Annotated in this window: 21 protein-coding genes; 12 read left to right on the top strand and 9 right to left on the bottom strand. The window is 48.0% G+C overall.

All coding sequences use genetic code 11. The annotated features are described in order from the left end of the window. Positions 1–183 precede the first annotated feature (183 nt). Positions 184–3,000: an IPT/TIG domain-containing protein gene (locus tag Q1B04_RS02170; protein ID WP_299754949.1), complete on the top strand. Its 2,817-nt coding sequence runs from the start codon at positions 184–186 to the stop codon at positions 2,998–3,000. 71 nt (positions 3,001–3,071) lie between these two features. Here the strand turns inward: Q1B04_RS02170 and Q1B04_RS02165 are convergent, their stop codons facing one another. The 4 genes from Q1B04_RS02165 to Q1B04_RS02150 all read right to left on the bottom strand — a co-directional run bounded on the left by Q1B04_RS02165 (position 3,072) and on the right by Q1B04_RS02150 (position 6,533). Further along, positions 3,072–3,806: an EcsC family protein gene (locus Q1B04_RS02165; RefSeq protein WP_299754947.1), complete on the bottom strand. Its 735-nt coding sequence runs from the start codon at positions 3,804–3,806 to the stop codon at positions 3,072–3,074. 93 nt (positions 3,807–3,899) lie between these two features. After that, the gene (locus tag Q1B04_RS02160) at positions 3,900–4,931 is read right to left on the bottom strand and encodes an MlaD family protein (protein ID WP_299754945.1); all 1,032 of its coding nucleotides are present in this window, start codon (positions 4,929–4,931) and stop codon (positions 3,900–3,902) included. Between the two features lie 3 nt (positions 4,932–4,934). Next, entirely contained in the window at positions 4,935–5,708 is a 774-nt protein-coding gene (locus Q1B04_RS02155; RefSeq protein WP_299754943.1) for an ATP-binding cassette domain-containing protein, read from the bottom strand. A 9-nt stretch (positions 5,709–5,717) separates the two neighbouring features. Then, complete coding sequence (locus Q1B04_RS02150; RefSeq protein ID WP_299754941.1) at positions 5,718–6,533, bottom strand: ABC transporter permease; 816 nt, start codon at positions 6,531–6,533, stop codon at positions 5,718–5,720. Between the two features lie 323 nt (positions 6,534–6,856). On the opposite strand from Q1B04_RS02150, the gene Q1B04_RS02145 reads away from it, so the two are divergent. Both Q1B04_RS02145 and Q1B04_RS02140 read left to right on the top strand, forming a co-directional pair. Next, on the top strand, positions 6,857–7,327 hold the full coding sequence (locus tag Q1B04_RS02145; protein WP_299754939.1) for a DUF4126 family protein: 471 nt from the start codon (positions 6,857–6,859) through the stop codon (positions 7,325–7,327). 134 nt (positions 7,328–7,461) lie between these two features. Next, positions 7,462–8,628 (top strand): sigma-54 dependent transcriptional regulator, encoded by a 1,167-nt coding sequence (locus Q1B04_RS02140; RefSeq protein WP_299754937.1) that lies wholly within the window; start codon positions 7,462–7,464, stop codon positions 8,626–8,628. Positions 8,629–8,890: 262 nt separating this feature from the next. On the opposite strand, the gene Q1B04_RS02135 is transcribed toward Q1B04_RS02140, so the two are convergent. Continuing rightward, on the bottom strand, positions 8,891–9,805 hold the full coding sequence (locus Q1B04_RS02135; protein ID WP_299754934.1) for a zinc-dependent peptidase: 915 nt from the start codon (positions 9,803–9,805) through the stop codon (positions 8,891–8,893). A 34-nt stretch (positions 9,806–9,839) separates the two neighbouring features. Further along, positions 9,840–10,835, bottom strand: coding sequence for an acyl transferase (locus Q1B04_RS02130; protein ID WP_299754932.1), 996 nt, complete (start codon positions 10,833–10,835; stop codon positions 9,840–9,842). A gap of 69 nt (positions 10,836–10,904) precedes the next feature. On the opposite strand from Q1B04_RS02130, the gene Q1B04_RS02125 reads away from it, so the two are divergent. The 4 genes from Q1B04_RS02125 to Q1B04_RS02110 all read left to right on the top strand — a co-directional run bounded on the left by Q1B04_RS02125 (position 10,905) and on the right by Q1B04_RS02110 (position 13,301). Then, positions 10,905–11,447, top strand: a complete 543-nt coding sequence (locus Q1B04_RS02125) for a hypothetical protein (protein ID WP_299754929.1) — start codon at positions 10,905–10,907, stop codon at positions 11,445–11,447. A 152-nt stretch (positions 11,448–11,599) separates the two neighbouring features. Then, positions 11,600–12,085, top strand: coding sequence for a DUF6252 family protein (locus tag Q1B04_RS02120; RefSeq protein ID WP_299754926.1), 486 nt, complete (start codon positions 11,600–11,602; stop codon positions 12,083–12,085). Between the two features lie 156 nt (positions 12,086–12,241). Then, positions 12,242–12,748: a hypothetical protein gene (locus Q1B04_RS02115; protein ID WP_299754924.1), complete on the top strand. Its 507-nt coding sequence runs from the start codon at positions 12,242–12,244 to the stop codon at positions 12,746–12,748. A gap of 184 nt (positions 12,749–12,932) precedes the next feature. Continuing rightward, on the top strand, positions 12,933–13,301 hold the full coding sequence (locus Q1B04_RS02110; RefSeq protein WP_299754921.1) for a DUF2200 domain-containing protein: 369 nt from the start codon (positions 12,933–12,935) through the stop codon (positions 13,299–13,301). A gap of 164 nt (positions 13,302–13,465) precedes the next feature. On the opposite strand, the gene Q1B04_RS02105 is transcribed toward Q1B04_RS02110, so the two are convergent. After that, positions 13,466–15,874, bottom strand: a complete 2,409-nt coding sequence (locus Q1B04_RS02105) for an alpha-ketoacid dehydrogenase subunit alpha/beta (RefSeq protein WP_299754918.1) — start codon at positions 15,872–15,874, stop codon at positions 13,466–13,468. A 190-nt stretch (positions 15,875–16,064) separates the two neighbouring features. On the opposite strand from Q1B04_RS02105, the gene Q1B04_RS02100 reads away from it, so the two are divergent. The 3 genes from Q1B04_RS02100 (at position 16,065) to Q1B04_RS02090 (ending at position 20,203) form a co-directional block, all read left to right on the top strand. Further along, positions 16,065–16,850: a DUF1573 domain-containing protein gene (locus Q1B04_RS02100; RefSeq protein ID WP_299754915.1), complete on the top strand. Its 786-nt coding sequence runs from the start codon at positions 16,065–16,067 to the stop codon at positions 16,848–16,850. A 237-nt stretch (positions 16,851–17,087) separates the two neighbouring features. Continuing rightward, positions 17,088–18,200: an alanine dehydrogenase gene (gene ald / locus Q1B04_RS02095; protein ID WP_299754913.1), complete on the top strand. Its 1,113-nt coding sequence runs from the start codon at positions 17,088–17,090 to the stop codon at positions 18,198–18,200. 128 nt (positions 18,201–18,328) lie between these two features. Beyond that, positions 18,329–20,203, top strand: coding sequence for an LTA synthase family protein (locus tag Q1B04_RS02090; protein WP_299754911.1), 1,875 nt, complete (start codon positions 18,329–18,331; stop codon positions 20,201–20,203). A 67-nt stretch (positions 20,204–20,270) separates the two neighbouring features. Here Q1B04_RS02090 and Q1B04_RS02085 read toward each other — a convergent pair whose 3' ends face one another. Further along, a complete protein-coding gene (locus Q1B04_RS02085) occupies positions 20,271–20,723 on the bottom strand; it encodes a type I restriction enzyme HsdR N-terminal domain-containing protein (RefSeq protein ID WP_299754910.1) in 453 nt (150 codons plus the stop codon). 91 nt (positions 20,724–20,814) lie between these two features. Between Q1B04_RS02085 and Q1B04_RS02080 the strand changes: the two genes are divergently transcribed. Together Q1B04_RS02080 and Q1B04_RS02075 are read left to right on the top strand one after the other, a co-directional pair. Then, the gene (locus Q1B04_RS02080; protein WP_299754908.1) at positions 20,815–21,588 is read left to right on the top strand and encodes an AMP nucleosidase; all 774 of its coding nucleotides are present in this window, start codon (positions 20,815–20,817) and stop codon (positions 21,586–21,588) included. Between the two features lie 8 nt (positions 21,589–21,596). Then, complete coding sequence (locus Q1B04_RS02075; RefSeq protein ID WP_299754906.1) at positions 21,597–23,258, top strand: amidohydrolase; 1,662 nt, start codon at positions 21,597–21,599, stop codon at positions 23,256–23,258. 122 nt (positions 23,259–23,380) lie between these two features. Here the strand turns inward: Q1B04_RS02075 and Q1B04_RS02070 are convergent, their stop codons facing one another. Continuing rightward, positions 23,381–24,715, bottom strand: coding sequence for an MFS transporter (locus tag Q1B04_RS02070; RefSeq protein WP_299754904.1), 1,335 nt, complete (start codon positions 24,713–24,715; stop codon positions 23,381–23,383). Positions 24,716–24,744: the final 29 nt, after the last annotated feature.

Genomic DNA, 24,744 nt, shown 5'->3' with positions numbered 1-24,744 from the left:
AAAAACATCGCTAAATTAGACCTAGGACCTGAAGAGTTAGGCTTCACAATGGCCTGAGAAATAAACGTTAGTCAGGACTTGGAACAGAGATATTACTGGGTATTCAGTTCAAAGGGTAACCTACTTCATGAAAAGGCCAATAACAAAATCAATCGCATCTCAATAGATCAACTTGGCGCCAATATGGTTATCGACGATGAAATGGCCGATGGGTATTCTGTTTATGCTGCAGACGAGTATGAAATTCCACAGAGCACTTTAAAAGGTATTGTATATCATGATACTAATAATAATTGCTTATATGATCAAGGAGATAAGGAATTATCTGGAATTGTAGTGGCAACAAACCCAGGACCTTATTATGCAATTACAGGTAAAGATGGGAGCTATACAATTACAGTACCTCCCGCTGACTACACATTGCATGCGATCATTCCTCAACAAGAGGGAAGAACTATCACCCCCACCTGCCCTTTACCTGAGCAGGGAAATAATGTTTCAGTTACTAATCTAGGACAGCAAATACAAAATATTAACTTCGCCAATTTTGTATTTGCTCCTCCCCACCTCTCCGTCAGCCTCTCCTCCACCCGCCGCAGGCGCTGTTTTGATAGTACCACAACCGTACACTACCAAAACTCTGGCTTTGCCACCGCACCTGATGCGAAGGTATATGTGCAACTACCACCGGAGGTAGAATTGGTTTCCGCAAACAAGGCCTACACGCGCTTATCCGACGGCACCTATGAATTTACGGTGGGCAATCTGGCAGCTGGCCAGCAGGGCACCATCACCATTCAGGATATTGTTACCTGCGGCGATGAGTCGGTGCGCGGCCGTACTGTCTGCACCCGCGCCTGGATCACCCCCTCCAACCACAGTCCCGGTCAGCCCTTACCCACTGTCAACATTACAGGCAGATGCGATCCTGCTTCAGGTATGATCCGCTTTGTGGTTCGCAACTCCGGCACAGCCGACATGGACAAGCACGAGCTGTTCCGCAAGTACAGAGACGGCAGGCTGTCAGCGGTGGAGCAGTTCCGCTTGGCCGCCGGCGACAGTATGGTGCTGCTGGTGCCCTCCATGGGCTACACTTGGCGCCTGGAAGCCGACCAGCCGGAGGGCAACGGCGACAATAAAACAGCCAGTGTAACTATAGAGGGTTGCACCGATACCAACTCCGGCCAAACGGTAAGCTCAGGTTTGGTAAACCTTATGCCGACGGATGACGAGGAGGCCGAAAAAGCAGAGGAATGCATGATGATCACCGATTCCTACGACCCGAACGACAAGCTGGTGACACCGGTGGGCAGAACACCCGAAAACTATACGCCAACAAACACGGCGCTCAAGTACAAGATTCGTTTCCAGAACACTGGCACAGACGTGGCTTACCGCGTAGTGGTGGTTGACACCCTCTCCGAGCACCTGGACCTGAGCACGCTGCAGCTTGGAGCCGCCTCGCACGCGCACCGCCTGGAAGTGAGCGGCAAGGGCCTGCCGGTACTCACCTGGACTTTCGACAACATCATGCTGCCAGACAGCAACGCCAACGAGCCGGGCAGCCATGGCTACATCCAATTCAGCATTAAGCCAAAGGCGGACCTGCCGGAGAAGACTGCCGTGGAGAACTTCGCCGATATATTCTTCGACTACAATTCCCCTGTGCGCACTAACGTGACCACCAACCGCATCTATGATATGCCGCCAGTAGTGGACGAGGAAGCGCGCGTGAACCTGGAGGATGTGCTGGCCACACCGGCTATAGCGGCTTTTGCGCCCGCTGCCGGCAAGTTCGGCTCTGAAATTACCATCTCGGGCAAACGCTTCGCCACTACGGCCACTGACAACAAAGTATACCTGAACGGAAAAGCCGCCACTGTTGTAAGCGCCAACGGCACAGAGCTGCGCGTGCTGGTGCCAGAGGGCGCAAGTACAGGCAACCTGCAGGTCATCACGCCAAACGGTGGCACAAAAGCTACAGAAAGCTTTGAAGTATACCAACGCCCGATACTCAGATCCTTCAGCCCGGCAGAAGGCGTGGCAGGGCAAACTGTAACGCTGCAGGGCCAGCACCTAAGTATAAACCAGGTATCGGAAGTATACTTGGGCGAGCAGCTGTGTCAGGTCAGCATGATCGGTTCCAGTGAGCTTCAGGTTATTATTCCCGCAGGTGCTACAACTGGAAAATTAAGCGTAACTACAGCAGGCGGTCAGGTGCAAAGCCATCTGGCTCTTAAAGTATGGCAGCAGCCAGCTATCGCCGGCATTAGCAAGCGCTCAGACAAAGCGGGCACAGAACTTCGTATTAACGGGCAGAACTTTGCTGAGAAACCGGACCAGAACAAAGTATACGTAGGCCAGGCAGAAGCGCAGGTCTTACAGGCTTCAGAGAATTTCCTGCTGATAAAAATACCCGCAAGCGCAGGAAAAATAAAGGTAATTACGCCTGGCGGTGAGGATTTAAGCAACGAGATGTTTGAACTCATACCAGCCCCTCAACTACTTCAAATGCAACCGGCACAAGGCAGCGTTGGCACAGTGGTAAACTTAAGCGGGAAGCATTTTAGTCTGTTGGGCAAACAGGATACGATAAGCTTTAACGGCATAAAAGCACCTGTGCTGTTGGCTACCTCAGAGTTAATTCAGGTAAGCGTGCCGCGAGGCGTAAGCACCGGAAAAGTAGAGATAAAAGGTGTGGGCGGTGCAGCCATCAGTGCTTCAGACTTTGTGGTGGATGAGCTGACTTTGGCAGAATCTGTTGTCATCTCTCCTAACCCTAGCAATGGTAGCTTTGTACTGGATTTGCACAAGGCTGATTTTGAAGTGCAGCTGCTACAAGTATACAGTAGCCTGGGCCAGTTGGTTTTGGAACAGCGCATCTCCTCGCCACGTCCCAATACAGTGCAGGTACAGTTACCGAACGCCCAAGCCGGCATCTACATGCTGCACCTGCATACCGACCGGGGCCCGTTAGCGTTTAAGCTTTATGTGCGGTAATTTCCTTAAAGAAAGTATAAACAGCGAGGGCCGGCATGTACATGCCGGCCCTCGCTGTTTATACTTCTGCCTTACTGCTGCAGCAGCCCCTGCTCCTGCCAGCGCATGCGGTAAGCGTTCATAGCCGTGATGCCTAGTTTACGTATGAGGCGATAATTTACCACTGCTCCAATAGGTGCACCGATCACGGGAATCATCTGAGCCAGTTTTGCCAGGTCTATGTAATCTCGGTACTCCTGCTGCAGGCTCCGCCAGTCGAAGGCATTAATATCCTCTGGCAGCACTTCTTTCTGACTTTCCCAATCCGCCATGTGCAGGTATATTTTACACCTGTGCTCCTGAGAGCTAAAGGCCAACTCGAAGATGTGCAGCATGTACACACGCTCCCGGTAGTCTTTGATGTCATACCCGTAAACAGCTGCTATGTCGTAGAGCATTTTTAGTTTTAAGCCCAGCAGCAGCGGAAAATCAACAAAGCCTAACAGAATGCCTCCGGCTCCGGTTACGCCACCCTCTGCAGCGGCTGCCTGCTGGTAATACTTTATTTGCCCCTGCACTTGCGCCTCCCGCACTTCCAGTGGAACATGTACCAAAGGTTCTGATGCAACATACTCAGCCCCAAACAACACACCACGGATCATCTGCTTCATAGCCGTTGTAATTGCCTGATGCACCTTCTCCGGAATATAACTATTGATCTTTACCTGCGCTTTCCGGGCGAAGGCATTGAACACAGAAGGGCTCCGCAGCATTTCATGTTGCCATTGTCGCAGTTCATGCATAGCCTTTGCTTCGTAGGGAGACATTTTAGTGAGAAAGTTAAGAAGTTAGAGAGTTAAAAAGTGATGCGCTTGTGCTGACTTAAAAGTATAAAAGCCAGCAAAGGCCGGCTTTTATACTTACTGGTTGTCTTGTATAGGTTGCTGCTGCTCTTCTAGCTGCTCCTGCGCTTCTTCAGCAGCTTCCTGCTGCTCCTTCTCCCGCTTCCTGAAAAAGCCTCTGAACAAAATGTTGCTCTGCAGTGCCTCCATATTTTGATCAAACTTCTGGGAGCTGGTTTCCAGGTTTTGCATCGTACGCTGCAACTGGTTGGCAAACTGCTGGTCGTTCAGCAGCACACCTACCGCGTTGTTCTCGTTGTTGAACTTGCTGCTTGCCTGCTGCAGGTTCTGAGCCATTTGCGTTGCCGATTGCGTGGCCTGCTCCAGTTGCACCATCGACTGTTCCAGTCTGTTGAAAATGGTTGTATCTGTTAGCAGGTTATCAGCCAGGCTGCCTTGTGTGTTCAGTTTATTTGTAAACCGGCTCAAATCGCGCGAAGCGCGAACCGCATTCTGTGATGTGCTCTCCAAGCTGGCTACCATACTTTTAAAATCCTGAGCCAGTGTGGAGTCAGTAAGCAAAGTGCCTACCGTACCCTCTCCGCGCACAAGCCGGTTGCTTATCTCGCTGAAGTTACCCGTGATAGTTGCCAGATTCTTGTTGTTCTCCTGCAGCGTTTTCATGATGTCGTCGGTGTTCAGATTTGCCTCCGAAGCCAGCATATCCCCATCCTGCACTTGCTCAGCAGCGGGCGTTCCTCCAAAAATCTCGATAATTTTGTTGCCGATAAGGCTTTCGGAGCTGATTCGGGCTTTGGAGTTCTGCCGGATATATTTCTGCGCCTCCTCTTCAATGTTCATCACCACCTGCACCTGCGACTCGCCGTAAAAATTTATTTCTTTCACCGTGCCGATCTTCACACCCGAGAACCATACATTGTTTCCAATCTTTAAGCCCTCCACATCTTCAAAAATAGTACTTACCGTTATACTCTCGATAAATCTTTTCTGCTGGCCACCCAGCGTCAAAATGCCTATCACGAAGATAACAATAGCTATCAGGACGAATATCCCGACCATAATTGAACGCTTATTCTCTGCCGTATTCATACTTTAGTTTACAAAGTTGTAGTCATAAAACATTTTTACCCGCGCATCATCGCTGCTAAACACCTCGTCAAACGTACCTTGGTGCTGGAACTGCCCATCAAGCAGCATCACCATGCGGTCGCCTACGGAGCGGGCACAGGTTAAGTCGTGCGTAATAATAATTGCGGATGTATTGAAGCGCGCCTGCACATCATTTATAAGTGCATTGATTTCCATACTTGTGATGGGATCCAGGCCGGCGGTGGGTTCATCGTAGAGCATAATCTCCGGCTTAAGTATAAGCGTGCGGGCAATGCCGATGCGCTTGCGCTGCCCCCCGGATAGCTCCGATGGCATCTGGTTTATAGTTTGCAGCAGCCCCACGGCCTCCAGCACAAAATGTATGGTGCGGTCGCGTTCGGCTCTCCCCATTTCCTTGGCATGGCGTATCAGCGGAAACTCCAGGTTCTCATACACCGTCATACTATCATACAAGGCGCTGTTCTGAAACGAGAAACCCACCTTCAGGCGCAGCCTGTCCAACTCCTTGGGCTTGAGTTTGTTTACCTGCTGCCCCAGCACTTTCACCATGCCCTCATCCGAGCTTAGCAAGCCGGAAATTATCTTGATCAAAACCGATTTACCAGTGCCCGAGCGTCCCAGCACCACCAGGTTCTCACCCTGGTACAGGTCCAAGTCTACTTCTTTCAGCACCTCAAAATCATCAAAAGCCTTTTTCAGGCCTCTAATCTCAATTACCTTATTCTCTCTGTTTATGTTTGGGTTGATCTTCTTCATACGTGCTGTTTACATCGCCCTGAACAGGTTGATTACCTGCAGCGCCAACAGTTCCTCAATAAACACCATAAACATGGCTGTAACCACCGATGAGTTGGCGGCTTTGCCCACCCCTTCGGTACCCTTGGAAGAGTAGTAGCCTTTGTAGCACCCCACCATCCCTATTGTAAAGCCAAAAATGAAAGTCTTGATGATGGACGAGAAAATATCGAGAAATGTGATCGCCTCAAAAACCTGGGTAATATAGGTCGTGAAGCTTGTCAGTTCGTTTTGGCTTACATTGAGGTAAGCGCCCATCAGTGCCACAAAAATAGTGTACATGGCCAGCGCCGGCACCATAAAAGTAGTTGCCAGCACCCGCGTAACCACCAGGAAGTTAAATGGGTTGGTAGCAGACACTTCCATAGCATCTATCTGCTCGGTTACCCGCATAGACCCCAACTCTGCCCCAATGTTAGAGCCCACCCTGCCTGCCGCAATAATGGCTGTTACGAGTGGCGCCAGCGCCCGCACAATGGCTATAGAAACCAGCGAAGGCAACCAGGAACTAGCCCCGAACTCAGCAAGCGAGGGCCGTGACTGGTTGGTAAAAACAATACCGATGATGAAGCCGGTTAACGAGATAAGCGGAAGCGACCTCACTCCCACTTCATAACATTGCCGCACTACTTCTTTAAACTCGTAGGGGGGCACAAAAACCTCTTTAAAGAAACGTACATGAAAGGCATAGATCTTATACAGTTCCAGGAATATCCGGTCTAATCTGCGCGTAACAACATACTTCTGCCTCCTTGCCGTGTCCGCTTTATTATCTTGTAACCCCATTAAAAATTTTCTTCATAATTGATCGTGAACTAGCCGTTGCGTATTACAAACAGCTAAATTAAGCAATTTAAATATAGGTTTAGCCGAATAAATTTCTGCTATACTTAGCGGTTATAGCTATACGCCTTTTGCGGCAAACTGTGTTTAGTATAAGCTTATTAAATATTACAACTGCTCCTGCTCCTGCCAACACTTACCATCTATACTTTGACCATACCTGCTGGCAATGAGGCTAGTAAGTATAAAATCGTGCCGCAAGGCAGCCCGCTGATAACTTGGCCCGTACATGGAGAGAAACCTTAAATTACTTAATAACGAAGTCTATGGAAAAGACATTATATAAAACACTGGCCATGGGAGCACTGGCAGGAATGCGAAGCTTATCTGCCCCCGCACTTTTAAGCAGAGCCTTAAATGAGAATAAGAATGGTGCTTTGGCAGCCACTCCGCTAAAATACCTACAGAATAAGTATGTGGCCAATACACTTACAGGCTTGGCAGCTACAGAGTTGCTAGGCGACAAAATTCCCGGTGTGCCCGACCGGATAGAAGTTCCCTCTTTATTGTTTAGAGCCACCTCAGGTGCAGTAGTAGGTGCTGCCGTTTATGCCAGTAACCACGAAAAGTTATTGAAAGGCGCTGCCATTGGCGCTGCGGCAGCTGTTGCGGCCACCTACCTCAGCTTTTACCTCCGCAAAACCCTCTGCGAAAAAACAACTATTGCCGACCCTGTAATAGGAGCCTTGGAAGATGCGTTGGTATTGGGTAGCGGCCTTAAAGCAGCGAGAGCCTAAATTAGGCCTAGGTGCTGACTACAAAAATATAGATTCAAACTGGCAGCTTGTTTCTAAAAATCGTAAAAGTGCAGCAGCCATCTTGACAAGCGGCCACTAAATAGCTATACTTAACCTGACATTAAAATAAAACTATGCCCAAAATTTTAATCATCGACGATGAAAGGGCCATCCGAAGCACCCTGAAGGAGATCCTGGAGTTTGAGAATTATTACGTAGATGAAGCCGAAGACGGTGAAAAAGGCCTGCAGCTACTTGGCAAATCCAAGTATGACGTGGTGCTCTGCGATATTAAAATGCCTGGGATGGATGGCATTGAGGTGCTGGAGAAAGCCCAGGAAATTACACCCGACACCCCATTCATCATGATTTCTGCACACGGCACCATTGATACTGCCGTGGAGGCGACAAAAAAAGGAGCCTACGATTTTCTGCAGAAGCCACCAGACTTAAACCGCTTGCTGGTAACCTTACGCAATGCGCTGGATAAATCTCAGCTGGTAACGGAGACGAAAATCCTTAAAAAGAAAATCTCGAAGACGTATGAGATGGTAGGCACCTCCCCTGCCCTGAGCCGAGTAAAGCAAGCCATTGAAAAAGTAGCTCCAACTGACGCACGCGTACTTATAACAGGGCCGAACGGCTCCGGTAAGGAGTTGGTAGCCCGCGCCTTACATGAGCACAGCAACCGCAGCGGAGGGCCGTTGGTAGAAGTTAACTGCGCAGCCATACCTAGCGAACTTATTGAGAGTGAGTTGTTCGGGCACGAAAAAGGCTCGTTTACTTCTGCTGTAAAGCAACGTATCGGTAAGTTTGAGCAAGCTAACGGAGGCACACTGTTTCTGGATGAGGTGGGCGATATGAGCCTTTCGGCGCAGGCTAAAGTGCTGCGCGCCCTGCAGGAGCATAAAATTACGCGCGTAGGTGGCGACAAGGATATCCAGGTGGATGTGCGCGTAGTGGCTGCCACAAATAAAAACCTGCTGGACGAGATTGAGCAGAAGAACTTCCGTGAAGATTTGTATCACCGGCTGGGAGTTATACTGATACATGTGCCGGCGCTAAACGACCGCCGCGAAGACATACCGGACCTGGTGCAGAAGTTCTTGAACGACATCGCCAATGATTATGGTAACAAACCCAAGACCATTACGCCAGAGGCACTGGAATACTTAAAAGGCCTGGATTGGCGCGGCAACGTGCGGGAACTGCGTAACGTGGTGGAACGCCTCGTTATTATGAGCGGCCCAGAGATTACGCAGGAAGACGCTAAAGCTTATGCACGACCTGTAGTAGCTTAAAACACAAAAGTCAAAGTTTGAAGATTTTTTAAATCAATCATACTTTGACTTTTGTATTCATATTACTTCCACACAAGCTCCGATTGCAAGTATAAACTAAGCTGGCAGTCGGAGCTTGTGTGCTTTATTGTTAGTTATATTTAGAAAGAACTCCGTCTGCGGATGTTGCTAAGAACCTCTCTCGCAGTTGTTTGAGGCATCGTTTATAACTGCAGCAAAAATTTACACTTTATAGAAGATTGAAGTTTAAATTCTGCTGGATTTACTTTCGTTTCATTCTGCAGCAGTGCTTATACTTTTGGCCACTCCCACAAGGGCAAGGTTCGTTGCGGCCCAGGCGCTTGCCATAAGGGTTCAGCAGCTCCCTGAAGTTAAGGCGGAAACGGCGCTTAGGGTTCTGCTCAAAAATCTTGGTCAGCATTTGATACAGCTTCGGATGCTTTTCGGATAGCTGCTCTGGCTTCTCAAAAAAGTACTCCGTGACTACGGCAAAAAACTCCGCCTCACTAGTGGCGCCGTAACTATCAATGTCTGATTTGCCCTGTTGTATCTTTTCGATTTTACGGTACATCAGCTCCTGCCATGGCTGCACCAGCTCCTCCGGAAGATAGGCAGCCGGCGTACCGTCAATCTCCCCGTCAGCTTGGTCCAGCATGTGCGCAAATTCGTGTATCCCAACATTTTTGCGGTCGGCCATGTCGTTAAAGCCCTGCTCCAGGGCGGGTTTGGAGAGGGTAACGTAGTGATCGTTCTGAAACGGATTTACCCGCCCCAACACTTCACTTACAGCCTCGCTTTTCTGATCTTTATACTTTTTTATACTTCCCGGAAACACTAGCACCTCGCCCAGGTTACGGTACTCCCAATCACGGAAGCCAAAGATAGGTATGATGGCGCTAGATGCTACCAGCACTTTTGTCAGGTCATCTACCTGTATGTCAATGCCCGTAATGCGCTTCTCAGACAGAAACAGCTGCAGCATCTTTTCAAAACGCCGCCTCTCCTCCTCAGATTTTAAAGTATGATAAAAGCCTATGCGGTCTTGCAGGATTTTACGCCACTCCGCCGGAAACTCAGAAGCCAGCACTTGTTTGCGGTGCCTTTTGCGGCGTGTAGCCCAGCGGTAGAAAACCACCCCGATAATGGCTACAAAAAGTATAAATGCGATATATCCCATGGGCACCTTAAACGCAGTTGTTATAGGAAAGATGTTAGCTCACTAACAAATTACAGCCCCGAATATCAGAATTGTCAAACCGGCCCAGCACTTCAAAACTTCCGTTTGTATGCCATCTGCCGATATCTTTTGTCTCTATAAAGGCACAGGAATCCACATTGGCCAGGTCGATGACGTTGATGCCGCCGCTCCGCACGTTGCCGCTCATATCGAAAGGGTCATTCAGGTCTCGGAGCAGCACACGCATGGTATAGCCAGGCCAGAATATGCCCTCTCCCTGCGAGTACCCCTGCGAGAGCAGTTCTGTCATGCCGTACTCTGAGTGAATGGCAGTTACGTTAAACCCTTGCTTCAGTTGGGCATGCATCTCCTCACGGATCATCTCGCGCCGACGGCCTTTCATGCCGCCTGTCTCCATCACCACAACATCCGTAAAATCCTGCTGCCCCTGCAGCTCCTCGGCCAGGTCTAGCAGGGCGTAAGAAACACCGATCAAAAGCACTTTTTTGCCTCGCCCTCTGGCCTGCTGAAGCGCCTGCAAGAGCTGCGTGTGGTTGCGCAGGTAAAAACCCTCTTCCTGCTGGCCTGTTTCTTTTATAAAATAGTCTACCATGGCCACTAAAGATGAGCCGCCCTGCTCCAGGTAAGATGGCAACAGCGCCAGCACCACATAACCTTGCAACGGGCCGTAAAAGCTCTCAAAAATGCGCTGCGATATGTGGTAATACAACTCTAGACTGGAAACCAAATGCTTGCTTCGCGCCTGCATGGTAGTGCCGCTGCTATAGAAAACCATCTCCGGCTCAAACTCTCCGGTGGTTACCTGCTGCTCTTTAAAGAACTCTATCGGTAAAAAAGGAATCTGCTCCAGCGTCTGTACCTTTTGCAGGTCTATGTGCAGATTATCCAGGTATTGGCGGTATACTTTATTATGCTGAGCCTGGAAACGGAACAGTTCCAAAGCCGTAGAAGTAAAATCGAAAGGCTCCTGCTGACACAGTAAGCTGGCGTGGTGGGTTTTAAAATCCATTGAATACAACAATTGCTATATTTCCTGCGTTTGATTTAGTAAATTTAGCTTCATTTTCTGATACTCCACATGAAATACATGCTAAAGTATAGCCTCCTGCTTCTGGTATTGGTTTTGGCACTGAGCAGCTGCCGCGAAGAGCCAAGCTACAGCGATATCCCGTCCATCACGTTTGACCGCGTAGAGCAATATACTACCACCAAAAACCGCGTAACTTTTGACTCCTTGGTTGTGGTAGTTGATTACCAGGATGGGGATGGGGACCTGGGTCTAAGCCGCGGCGAAGGCGGATCACAAAGCGGGCCTGACTTTGAGCCTCCTTTCGAGCCTGGTTCTCCTTTTTACGACAATTTTATAGTTAACATGCAGGTTAAGCGTGGTAATACGTATGAGCCGCGTCCCATTAACTTTAACGGGCGTTTCCCGAGACTATCCAGAGATGACAAGCCGGAAGCCCTGGAGGGCGAAATCCGTTATACTATCACCAGCTTCACCACCGAAAGCTATCCCTTCCGTGATACAGTGCGCTTTGAAGTTTATATTTACGATAGAGCTCTGAATCAAAGCAATATTGTTTATACCGACGATATTATCCTTTACCAAGGGCAGTAACTTCTTTTCCCATACTTTACCCATAGTGCAGCTAAGCGTATGTTTGCGTTTATAGAGGAGTTATGCGCAATTGGTGAACATTATTAAGAGCAAAGATAAATTAAGTAAATGAAGATAATCATATGACTCATAGTCGGCTCCTATTTATACTTTTGCTCTTCCTTAGCCTTTCTTGTAAGAAAGAAGACCCTCTTCCTGCAGTTACAGGTGATGGAAGAAATGTGTTTGCCTGCTATGTAGATGGTAGTGTCTGGAAGCATTACAGTAAGGACTTCAAAGCCAATACGCTAAGTGCACAATATATACAATCGGACAAGAAACTGAAAATATTCGCATCTAGGAGTGGCGATACCACTACTGAGAAAATGCTAATTGTAATTCAGAACTTTCCTCTGCAAATTGGAACGTATTATTTGGATGGAGGTGGCTCCTATGCTGAGTTCATTCGCATTGAACCTACTTTAAGAAGGGAGTATCATTCAGGTAGTGAGCACACGGGTAAAGTCATCATCACGAAAGTAGATCAAGTAAACCGTATCGTCACTGGTACCTTTTCCTTTACCGGAGGAGAGGCTAAGGGATCGGAACAAGTTGAAATAGAGGATGGTCGGTTCGATGTAATTTACTTTATATACTAAACCTGTAACTGATGAAGTAGTACAAAGTGAGAACAAAAGCACATACCCTTTTCCAGCTCAAATCCTTGCTACGCTTATCCTCCACTATACAGAAGTAAAGCTAAGTCTAACAGAGGCTTAGCTCCTAAACCAGGTAATCTCCTTATCAGCCTTACTATGGAAAAATTCAATTTCAAAAGAAGGAGACTTTATTCCGGCACACATTTGCTGGGCCTTATAGTTATAGCTGCGGGTTTGTTTTCAGTCGTGAGTCCTGCCGTTTTCAGAAGTGACACATCCTTGGAGAAGTCTCTTGTTGTTGGCGCAATAGCTATAATTTTAGGGTTTATCCTTGTATCATGCTATGGAGGTACTAGGATAGATTTTAATAATAAAATGGTAAAAGATTACTATGCTGTTTTGGGTTATCAAGTTGGTGAATGGGCTAGCTTGCCAACTATCAATAAAGTAGCAGTTGTTACCATCAACTACAAAGCTACTAATACCCGAAACGGTGTTAGCCCCACATGGTCAGGAACTGTAACAGATCATAAAGTCCTCTTATACTCTGAAAGCCCCACACCTGAATTTTCATTTTTTTATTCGGCTAAAGAGCCAGCAATGGAGGCCGCCAAGCTTTTATCAGCTAAGCTGAATACAGTTTATGAAGTAAAGGAAGTATAGCAGATTCAATTTCAAATGGCTCTCATTTAACTATTATTGAAAACGAGAGAAGCCGCACAGGCGCAGCACAAGTAAAACCTTAACTTTACAGCAAGTATAAATAACACGTAAGCAGACCAATCCGCGCATTTCTGCACAAGCCGTTTTAGAAAAGCAGCCAAAAAGTCCTTAACACAATTTAGTAATGAAGACAACACTTAATCAGGATGAGAGAATAGCAAAAATGACTTTTACATCAGTTTACCCCCATTATCTGGCAAAGGTGGAGAAGAAAGGTAGAACGAAAGAGGAGTTGCAGCAAGTGATAGAGTGGCTGACCGGTTTTGACGAAAATAAACTACTAGAGCTCATTACTGAACAAATAACTTTTAAAGCTTTCTTCCAAAAAGCAAGTATAAACCCTAACGCTCAGCTAATTAAGGGTGTAATATGCGGCTACCGGGTAGAAGAAGTTAAGAGTCCTCTAACGCAACAAGTTAGGTTTTTAGATAAGTTAGTAGATGAGTTGGCGATAGGTCGAAAAATGGAAAAATACTTAGGTCGTAGAGAGTGAAGCTAATTATGCAATATGTCAGAAGAGAACACCTGAGGTTAAACTACCTGCCCTGTTCCATTTTTTATACTTAGTTATAATTTCTCTTCGGAGTTAAAACCATAAAATGAAAATCCCCGGCAGCCACAGCTACCGGGGATTTTTTATCAAGTATTATTTTATACTTAGTAGATACTCGGGTATGATTTAGGGTCTGCCTCGTGCAGGATATCATACACGGTTTCAAACACGTCTTCCGGATTTGGCTTAGAGAAATAGTCTCCGTCGGAGCCATAAGGAGGTCGGTGGGCCTGCGCAGAAAGGCACTGCGGCTTAGAGTCCAGCCATCTCCAGGCGCCTTGCTCGTCCACTACCTGCTGCATCATATAAGCTGATGCTCCGCCTGGTACGTCCTCATCTGCAAACAATACACGGTTTGTCTTACGAATAGAATCAGTGATCAGGTGGTCCACATCGAAAGGCAGCAGCGTCTGCACATCTATTACCTCGGCAGATATGCCAAACTCCTCAAGTTGCTTTGCGGCTTCCATTACAATGCGGCACATAGAGCCGTAGGTTACAATAGTAATGTCAGTTCCTGCTCTCAGCACTTCCGGTTTACCAAGAGGCACCGTAAACTCACCGATATTGTTTGGTATGCGCTCCTTCAGGCGATAGCCGTTGAGGCACTCAATAATTATGGCCGGTTCATCCGCTTTTAAAAGTGTGTTGTAGAAGCCTGCAGCCTGTGTCATGTCGCGCGGCACCAGTACATGCATACCACGAATGCTGTGCAGAATCATGCCGATAGGTGAACCTGAGTGCCAGATACCTTCCAGGCGGTGACCGCGTGTACGTACAATAAGAGGAGCTTTCTGGCCTCCTTTGGTACGGTACTGCAGACAAGCCACATCATCAGACAGAATCTGGATAGCATAGAGCAGGTAGTCCAGGTACTGAATTTCCGTGATCGGGCGCAGGCCGCGCAAGGCAGCACCTATACCCTGGCCAATGATAGTACATTCACGGATACCAGTATCGGTTACACGCAGCTCACCGTGCTTCTCCTGCAGGCCGGCAAAAGCCTGGTTTACATCACCAATAAATCCTACGTCTTCACCAATAGCAAACACGCGCGGGTCGCGGGCAAGTATGTTATCAAAACAGGCCTGCAGCACCTCGCGGCCATCCACTACCGGAGAGTTCTCGTCAAATTCTGGTTTTATTTCCTCTACCTGCAGCGCCGCCTCTTCCGACTGGCTGTATAAGTATGAATTATAGCGATCAGAGTTTTCTCCTAAGGTTTGCTCCAGCCAACCTATCAATTCCCGCTTGGCCTGGTTCTGCTCGTCGCGCACATAGCGCAGGGCTTTGCGTACGGCTCTAACTGCATCGCTACGGATAGGATTTAGGGTTTTGCGCAGCTCCTCGGCAATGGTAGCTACTTCTGTAATATGCTCGCTTGCCTTGGCCAAGCCGTCCAGCAGCTGTAACGACTCTTCATGGTTTGCCTTGATATCATCGGCAAAAGCTTTCCAGGCAGCAGTACGAGCCACTTTAACAGCTTCTTTAGCCTCAGCCTCAATCTGGTCGAGCTGCTCTGTCGAGGCAATCTCACTGTCCAGAATCCACTCACGCATTTTTTTGAGGCAGTCGTAGTCCGCTTCCCACTCCAGGCGCTCCTTCGACTTATACCGCTCATGCGAGCCGGAAGTAGAGTGCCCCTGCGGCTGTGTCAGCTCCTCTACGTGCACCAACACCGGCACATGCTGCTCACGGCAAACGCGCACGGCTGCTTCATAAGCCTCACACAGGGCGCCATAACTCCAGCCTTTCACTTTAAAAATTTCGTAGCCTTGCTCTCCTTCTGCATTGCGCTGGAAGCCTGCCAGTATTTCAGAAATGCTGCCCTTGGTTGTCTGGTACTCTGCTGGCACCGAAATGCCGTAAGCGTCATCCCAAACAGATACCAGCATAGGCACCTGCAACACGCCTCCAGCATTTATAGCCTCGAAAAACATACCTTCCGAGGTAGATGCATTACCAATTGTACCGAATGCCACCTCATTTCCGTTCATGGAAAAGTTGTTCATACCCTGCAGGGCAGGATTCTGGCGGTAAAGCTTTGAGGCGTAGGCCAACCCTACCAGGCGTGGCATTTGAGCTGCCGTAGGCGATATGTCTGAGCTGGAGTTTTTCTGCTCCATCAGGTTTTTCCAATTACCTTCGTCATCCAGAGAGCGGGTGCCAAAGTGGCCGTTCATGGCGCGGCCAGCGGTAGAAGGCTCAGCGTCCACATCTGTATGGGCATATAACTGGGCAAAGTACTGCTGCAGCGTCAGCTCGCCTATGGCAAACATAAAAGTCTGGTCGCGGTAGTAGCCGGAGCGGAAGTCGCCGTTCTGGAAGAACTTAGCCATCGCCAGCTGCGCCACTTCTTTGCCATCTCCAAAAATGCCGAATTTGGCCTTGCCCATAAATACTTCTTTACGGCCGGCAAGGCTGGCTTGGCGGCTTTCACAGGCTATGCGGTAATCGTTTAGTATTTCTTCGGAGGTTAGTCTTTGAGTTATAGATGCTTCAGCAGTTTGCATGTTGTCTCGATTAAACCAATAGTGATTTTTCCATTCAAAAGTACAGAAGATTCCCCTAAATTCAAATTAGCCGCAGCTCCTTGGAGGGTGCCGGCGCAGGGGAAACTATATGTTTGAAAAAAGAAATTAGTATATTTGTTTTCACGGAAAATAAGCCAATTTGAGCGGCCGTTTCTGTTTCCTTTATTTTATGAAAAGAAAGCTATTCCTATTAACGCTGCTGTGTTTTATATTTGTGTGCTATACGGTTCAGGCACAGGGGAAACTTGTATTTGAAAAGGAAACCCATGATTTCGGCACTATAGCTGAAGGCACACAAGCCACGTACGTTTTCAAAGTCAGAAACGAGGGAAATGAGCCGGTGGTTATACCTAATGTGCAGGCCTCCTGCGGGTGCACCACCCCTACCTGGACCAAAGAACCGATTTTACCAGGTAAAACTGGCACGATTACAGCTGTATATAACTCAACAGGCCGGCCGGGCCCGTTTCACAAGAACATAACTGTTCTTTCTAACAACTCGGTGCTTCCGAGGCATGTTTTGTACATTAAAGGTGAGGTAGGGCCAAAAGATTTAATTTCTGGACCCACTCCGGAACAAAAGGCGCTATCGCCGCGTTTGGCTGTCGGAAGTACGAACTACAGCTTCGGCAAACTTGAAAAAGGACAAAAAGCTGTGGCTAAGTTCTTGATTCGCAACACCGGCCGCAAGCCTTTGGTGATACAGGGAGTAAAGAGCCCGTGCAACTGCATTAACTATCGCACCTCCGCAGCCGAAATAAAACCCGGCGAGGTGGCCACTTTGGAACTAAGGTATATTCCGGCGTTGTTAGGTGAGCAAAACGAGATAGTAACTGTTTTTTCAAATGATTTAATAATGCCAAGCCTGAAACTGACGCTTAAAGCAAATGTTACGGAAGCCAAGGCATCTAAAGATATGTTAAGGGAAGGCGCTAAGCCGACACCTTTCAGATAGTTTTTTTCATAGTTTTATTTTGTACTAATGGCAGTGATTCTATCGCTGCCTTTTTTCATTTCTGGCCCTGCCGCATTCCGCTTGTACGGCTGCCGCCGCTGCACAGTTTTACTATATTTACACGCTATAAATCAACCTCTTATACTGCGTAACTACAGAAGTATTTTATTTCTGTAAACTAATAGTATCTTTGCGCAGCTAAATTTAAGACTTGTTACTTTCTAAACTAATCGCAACATGATAATTGGTGTTCCTAAGGAGATCAAGAATAACGAAAACCGTGTAGGCGTAACTCCTGCCGGTGTGATTGAATTGGTGCGCAATGGCCACACCGTTTACGTACAGTCTACTGCCGGTGAAGGCAGCGGCTTTATGGACGATGATTACACGGCTGCCGGTGCTACTATCCTTCCAAGCATTGAGGAGGTTTACGGTATCGCGGAGATGATCATCAAAGTAAAAGAGCCAATTGAGTCTGAGTACAACCTGATTAAGGAAGACCAGTTGCTGTTTACATATTTCCACTTTGCCTCTTACGAGCCGCTTACCCATGCTATGATTAAGCAAAAGGCTGTTTGCCTTGCTTATGAAACCGTAGAGAAAGCAGACAGAAGCCTGCCTTTGCTAGTACCTATGTCTGAGGTTGCCGGCCGTATGTCGGTGCAGGAAGGTGCCAAGTACCTGGAGAAACCGCTGAAAGGCCGCGGTATTCTGCTGGGCGGCGTACCAGGTGTGCGTCCTGCCAAAGTTATGATTCTGGGTGGTGGTGTAGTAGGTACCAACGCGGCCAAAATGGCTGCCGGTATGGGTGCCGACGTTACGATCATGGATAACAACCTGCAGCGCCTGCGCTACCTGGATGATATCATGCCTGCCAACGTGAACACGTTCATGTCCAATGAATATAACATCCGCGAGCTGCTTTCAACGCACGACCTGATCATTGGTGCTGTGCTGATCCCGGGTGCTAAGGCTCCTCACCTGATCACCAGAGACATGCTGAAGGAAATGCGCCCAGGTACTGTATTGGTAGACGTTGCCGTAGACCAGGGTGGCTGTATTGAAACATGTAAGCCAACTACGCATGAAGATCCGACCTACATTATTGATGATGTAGTGCATTACTGCGTGGCTAACATGCCAGGTGCCGTGCCTTATACTTCTACGCTGGCGCTTACTAACGCTACACTTCCTTACGCGCTGCAGATTGCCAACAAAGGCTGGAAAAAAGCTTGTGCCGACAACGCGGAGCTACTGAAAGGCCTGAACGTAGTGCAGGGCAAGGTAGTTTATGAAGGTGTTGCCCAAGCGTTCGGACTGGAATTCGTTCCTGCTGAAAACGTGCTGTAACAGCCAAACTAATATAAATAAGGGCGCCTTTTTGACATTGTCAGAAAGGCGCCCTTATTTTTGACCTACAGCAAGCGACTAACAGTATCAAGTCCGAAGCTGATTTATACTTCCTTTAGATAACGCTAATGTTTGATACAACAATTAAGCTGATGCTGCGCCGGTTAGGTCTTTTGCTAGCGCTATACACGTTGCTGCGTCTGTTGTTTCTTATTTTCAACTATCCTGAGTTTGCCGAAGCCGGAGCTGAGAAAGTTGTATATGCTTTTGCTCATGGTGTGCGCTTTGATATGGCGGCTATACTTGCTATTAACGCCTTATTCATTCTGCTCTCGCTGTTTCCGGTAGGAAATACACTGCACCCAGCTTACCAGCGCACGCTCAAGTGGGCATTTATACTTTGCAACGCGCCCTTTATAGCTTTGGCAGTTGTTGACATCGAATTCTTTAAGTTTATTGGCCGCCGCACCAGTAACGAACTTCTGTCCATTACCGGCGACATAACCGACCAGCTGGTGCAGCTTTTAGGTTACTACTGGTACCTGGCGTTAGGCTTTGTGATACTGGTAATCGGGCTGGCAAAAGCATTCCCCAAGGCTCCTCCCCTTCCCGAACCTGCACCTAAAGTATGGCTGCGAGCTTTGCGCCTGCTGCTGGTAGCAGGTTTCATAGTGCTGGGAATACGTGGTGGATTGCAGCTAAAACCACTCCGCCCGAGCCACGCTTTTATACTTGAGCCAGCCGCTTTAGGCCATCTTACCCTCAACAGCCCCTTCACTTTTATCAAAGGCATCGGTAAAACGTCTCTGGAAGAAAAGAAATACTTTAACTCAGAGGAAGAGCTGCTGGCGGCACTGCAGTTTGACCCGCAGAAGTATAAGCAGCCTGATGAACCGCCGATAAAAGACAATGTGGTCATCCTTATTTTGGAAAGCTTTGCTGCTGAGTATGTAGGAGCACTGAATAACGGAGAAGGTTACACTCCTTTCCTGGATTCTCTGGCCAGCGAGGGCATCATGTTTCAGCATGGCTTTGCTAATGGCCGAAAGTCTATCGAGTCCCTGCCATCCATACTTGCCGGAGTGCCATCGCTGATGCCTGATCCATTCATTACCTCTCCTTACCAAGCAAACAAGCTTATTGGCTTAGGTACGCTGCTGCAGGAAGCAGGCTATAGAACTGCTATGTTTCATGGGGCCGCCAATGGCTCTATGGGCTTTAACGATTTTGCTAGCCGCGCCGGTGTGCAGGAATATTATGGCCTTGATGAATACCCGGACGCGTTGCGTAAACAGGATTTTGACGGACAATGGGGTATTTTTGACGAGCCGTACCTGCAGTATGTTTCCGGGAAACTGGCCGAATTTGAGCAGCCGTTTATGGCGACACTTTTCACATTGAGCTCTCATCAGCCCTACACCATTCCCAGCAAATACAAAAACCGCTTCCCGAAAGGTGAATTGGAGATACATGAGTCGATTGGGTATGCAGACTATGCTTTGCGGCAATTTTTTGCGTCAGCTTCCAAGCAGCCTTGGTATGACAATACGCTGTTTATACTGACCGCTGACCATACGCAGAAAAGTATAAAACCAAACTATCAGAATGAACTGGGGCATTTTAGGGTGCCGCTGCTGCTTTTCCACCCCGGCAAGAGTTTGCCAAGTATAAACGCTGCCAAAGTAGCCCAACATGCTGATATACCGGCCACCGTGGTTGACTACCTGAATCTGCCAACCGACAAGCTGCTGCCTTTCGGTCACTCTCTCCTCGACTCAGCAAGTATGGGGCGAGCTATCTTCTTTAACGGCAATGCCTATTTGCTGGTGCAGCCACAGGTGGTAAGTGAACTGAAGCAGAACGACGAACTCAGCTTTTATACTTTCCCTGATTTTGCTCCCGCTGCCTCTCCGGCCCCCGAGGCAGGGCAGCTGCTGAAAGCACAGGTGCAGTACTTCCGGAATGGCATGGTAGGCAACAGGTTATATGTTGGGAATGAGTGATTATTTTAATCAACAACTCAGAAGTAAGTGATTACTTTAAGTACTGAGAGATCAACATTTATACTTGTCAAAGCGCTTCTTTAAACCTCGGCACCTCTGCTAGCGGCTGGTATTTACGGGTTTCAAAATCTACTTGCCAGCAGAAGTGCTGCAATCCGTTAGAGATAACCACATACTTTGCTTGGATTGTTTGATTGTAGGTGGATACCTGCTTGACCACCTCCTGCGTAATATGCACATGCGCAGCTTTGCACTCTAGCAGCAGGTGCGGCTTGCCATCTTTGTTATAGATGCACAGATCGGTGCGCTTCTGCAGCTTATTATAGTTAGTGCCGCGCTCAATGCTTATCAGGCTTTTAGGATAGCCTAGCGAATTGATCAGGTAGTGCACAAAATGCTGCCGCACCCACTCTTCCGGCGTCAGCACTACGTTTTTGCGCCGAAGTATGTCGAAAATCAGATAATTAGCGTCAGATTTTGTAACTTTGTAATCAAATGGTGGTAAGTTGAGAGCATCCATGCCGCAATTTAGCCATTTTTCCTACGCCTTCCGCCCCAGTAGCTCCTGCTGCCAAGGCGGTTTTTTTGTACCTAACTACTTGTTATAATCCATGAAAACTAAAGACGAAATAGTAAAAGACTGGCTGCCTCGCTACACGGGTGTGCCATTAGATGAATTTGGCGAATACATCCTGCTCACCAATTTTATCAATTATGTACGCATGTTTGCCGATAGATTTGACGCAGAAATCAGAGGTCTTGATAAACCCATGCAAACGGCCACGGCCAACAACATCACCATTATCAACTTCGGGATGGGTAGTGCCATGGCTGCAACGGTAATGGATCTTTTATCAGCTATCAAGCCAAAGGCTGCCCTGTTTCTGGGCAAGTGCGGAGGCCTGAAGCGCAAAACCCAGATCGGCGACCTTATACTTCCGATCGCAGCCATTCGGGGCGAAGGTACCTCAGACGATTACCTTCCGCCGGAAATCCCTGCACTGCCGTCTTTCCGCCTGCAACGTGCCGTATCATCCATGATCAAAAAACACGAGATGGACTACTGGACAGGGACGGTTTATACTACCAACCGCCGTGTTTGGGAGCATGATGAAGACTTTAAGGATTACCTGCGCCAAATTCGTGCCATGGGCATCGATATGGAGACAGCTACCATCTTCACGGTCGGCTTTATAAATGAGATTCCGCACGGGGCGCTGCTGCTAGTATCTGACAACCCGATGATTCCGGAAGGTGTGAAAACATCTGAAAGCGATAAACTAGTGACTACCAATTATGTAGAGAAACACCTGAGCATTGGCATCGACTCGCTGCAAGAGCTGATTGACTCAGGAGAATCCGTTAAGCATATGCGCTTCGAATAAACTGTAACATGACAAAGAAACTCCGCACCCTTGCGGCTGCCCTGCTGTTGGGCGGCACCTTGCTGGGCAGCTGCACCAGCACCCAGACAGGCTCAGAGGCAGCCGACCTTATCGTGTACAACGGCAACGTGTACACTGTAAATAAGAATTTTGATAAAGTCGAAGCCTTTGCCGTAAAAGACGGTAAAATATTGGCTGTAGGCACTTCAGAAGAAATCCGGAGCAAGTATAAAGCTTCGGAAGAATTAAACGCCGAGGGTAAGACTGTTTACCCGGGTCTGATTGATGCCCACGCTCACTTCTTCCGCTATGGTCTGTCGCTTGTTTCTGCTGACCTGGTAGATACGGAGTCTTTTAAGGAGGTGGTGCAGAAAGTAACCGAGCAGCGCGAAAAATACCCAGACACAGAGTGGATTACCGGCCGTGGCTGGGACCAGAACGATTGGGCTGTGAAGGAGTTTCCGACCAAGGATACGCTGGATATGCTCTTCCCGGATACTCCTGTCATACTTACCCGCATCGACGGACATGCTGCATTGGCCAACCAAAAGGCTCTTGACCTGGCAGGCATTACCCCGCAGACTAAAATGGTGGGAGGCCTGGTAGAAGTTGAGAACGGTAAAATGACTGGCATACTGGTAGATAATGCCATTGATTTGGTGTCTGCCAAAATTCCGGCTCCATCTGATGCAGAGAGCCGTGAGGCGCTGAAAAACGCGGAGGCCAATACTTTTGCCGTGGGTCTCACCACTGTAGATGATGCCGGGCTGGATAAATCTACCGTAGACCTGATTGATGACATGCACAAGAAGGGGGAACTGCAGATGCGCGTATACGCTATGCTAAACCCATCGCAGGAGAACCAGGACTATTACTTTAAGAACGGCCCCTACAAAACCGACAGGTTGAATGTGAGGTCTTTCAAGATTTACTCTGATGGAGCGCTGGGTTCCAGAGGCGCTAGTTTGCTGAAGCCTTACGCGGATAAGCACAACCATTTTGGTTTTTTGCTAGCCTCAGAAAAAGAGTTCAGAGATATAGCTGCTAACCTGCACAAACATGGTTTTCAGATGAATACCCACGCCATCGGAGACTCGGCCAACCGCCTGCTCCTGGATATTTACGGCGAAGTACTGGGTGGAGAAAATGACAAGCGCTGGCGCATAGAGCACTCGCAAATCATCAACCCTGCCGATATGAACAAGTTTGGCAAGTATAGCATTGTGCCTTCGGTGCAGCCAACGCACGCTACTTCGGATATGTACTGGGCCGGCGACCGTTTGGGCACTGAGCGTGTAAAGCATGCTTACCCTTTCAAACAACTACTGGACCAGAACGGCTATATTCCGCTGGGCACTGACTTTCCGGTAGAGAGTATCAACCCGTTCTTTACGTTTCACTCAGCAGTGGCACGACAGGATGCGAAAGATTGGCCAGAAGGTGGTTTCCAGATGGAGAACGCGCTGAGCCGCGAACAAGCGCTGAGAGGCATGACTATCTGGGCTGCCAAGTCTAACTTTGAAGAACACGAAAAAGGAAGTATAGAAGCAGGCAAGTTCGCAGATTTTATACTTGTAGACCAGGACCTGATGACGGTAAAACCTGAGAAACTGCGCCAGACGCAAGTGCTAAGAACCTACCTCAACGGAAAGCTTGTTTACAAAAAATAAGCTATACCCCTAGTCTAGACTTGAAAGTATAGAATTAATAAGAATTTCATACTTTACATAACAGAAAGTCCGCTGAACTTATACTTCAGCGGACTTTCTGTTTTTACTGGTAAGAATAAATATTACTGATTGCCCATGACGGCACGTGCGTTTTCCGGCTGCTCAGCCAGCAATCTTTTACCCCGCATCAGAAACAGGAAGATCAGCCCGAGCACAAAAAAAGTAATAAGCGCCAGAATACTGTTGCGCATAGAGCCGGTTAGTTGCGTAATTAGTCCATACGCCAGCGTACCTAATACAATCGAAACCTTCTCGGTAACATCGTAAAAGCTAAAGTAGGAAGCATGATCTAAGGTAGTTGCAGGTATAAGCTTGGAGTATGTAGATCGAGACAGCGACTGAATACCGCCCATAACAGAGCCAACTACTGCGGCTAAGGCATAAAACTGCAGCTCCCCTTGCGTAAAATAAGCTCCAACACAGATGCCAACCCATACAAGCACTGCTAAAATAAGCGCCTGTATGTTGCCGAATTTTTCAGATAGCCTGGCAAAAGCATAAGCTCCGGCAATAGCTACAAGTTGTATAATCAGGATGGTTATAATCAAAACCTCGCTTGGCAGACGCAGCTCCACCTCCCCGAAAATTGCGGCCAGGTACATTACTGTCTGCACCCCCATGTTATAGAAAAAGTATGCAAGCAGGAAACGCTTCAGCATAGGAAGGCCTTTCACCTGTACCAGCACCTTGTTCAGTTCTTTAAAACCGTTCAAAATCCAGCTGCCTTTCGGTTTGCGTTGGTACACGTTGCCCGGCAGGTGATAAAAAGTATACTGCGCAAAGCCCAGCCACCAGATGCCCGTGCTTAGGAAGGCGATGCGTGGAGGCAGCGAGGTATTACCTGCTACTATGCCAAACCATTGCGGCTGCATTATCATGGCCAGATTAAAAATCAGGAGGATCACGCTGCCAATGTACCCCATTGAAAAGCCGCGCGCACTAAGACGGTCATATTGATCTTCGGTAGCGATTTCGGGTAGATAGGCGTTGTAGAAAACTATGCTTCCGCTAAAGCCAATGGTAGCCAGCACAAACAGGATTACTGATAGCGTAAAGGTTTCTGCTGTAAAAAAGTATAATCCAGCACATGAAAAAGATCCCAGGTAACAGAACAACTGCAGGAACATTTTTTTACGCCCGCTGTAGTCGGCTATGGCTGTAAGAAACGGGCTCAGGAAAGCAATAATCAAAAAAGCGGCAGAAATGGCGTAGGTAAACAGCACCGAACTATCTAGCTGAAATCCCAGAAACCCCACAATTGAAGTCCCATCAGCCTGCCTGGATACTGCGCTAAAGTAGATCGGAAATATTGTGGAGGTGATTACCAGTGAATACACAGAATTTGCCCAGTCATAAAAACACCAGGCCCGGGTAACGGTGGGATTGTTTTTTTCCATCCCGAAAAGTAATAAAAATATCTATAGCT

This window comes from uncultured Pontibacter sp. (assembly GCF_947495565.1).
Classification (GTDB): Bacteria; Bacteroidota; Bacteroidia; order Cytophagales; family Hymenobacteraceae; genus Pontibacter.
The sequence above is the reverse complement of the archived record's forward strand: the minus strand, read 5'-3'. Positions and strand labels throughout refer to the sequence as shown.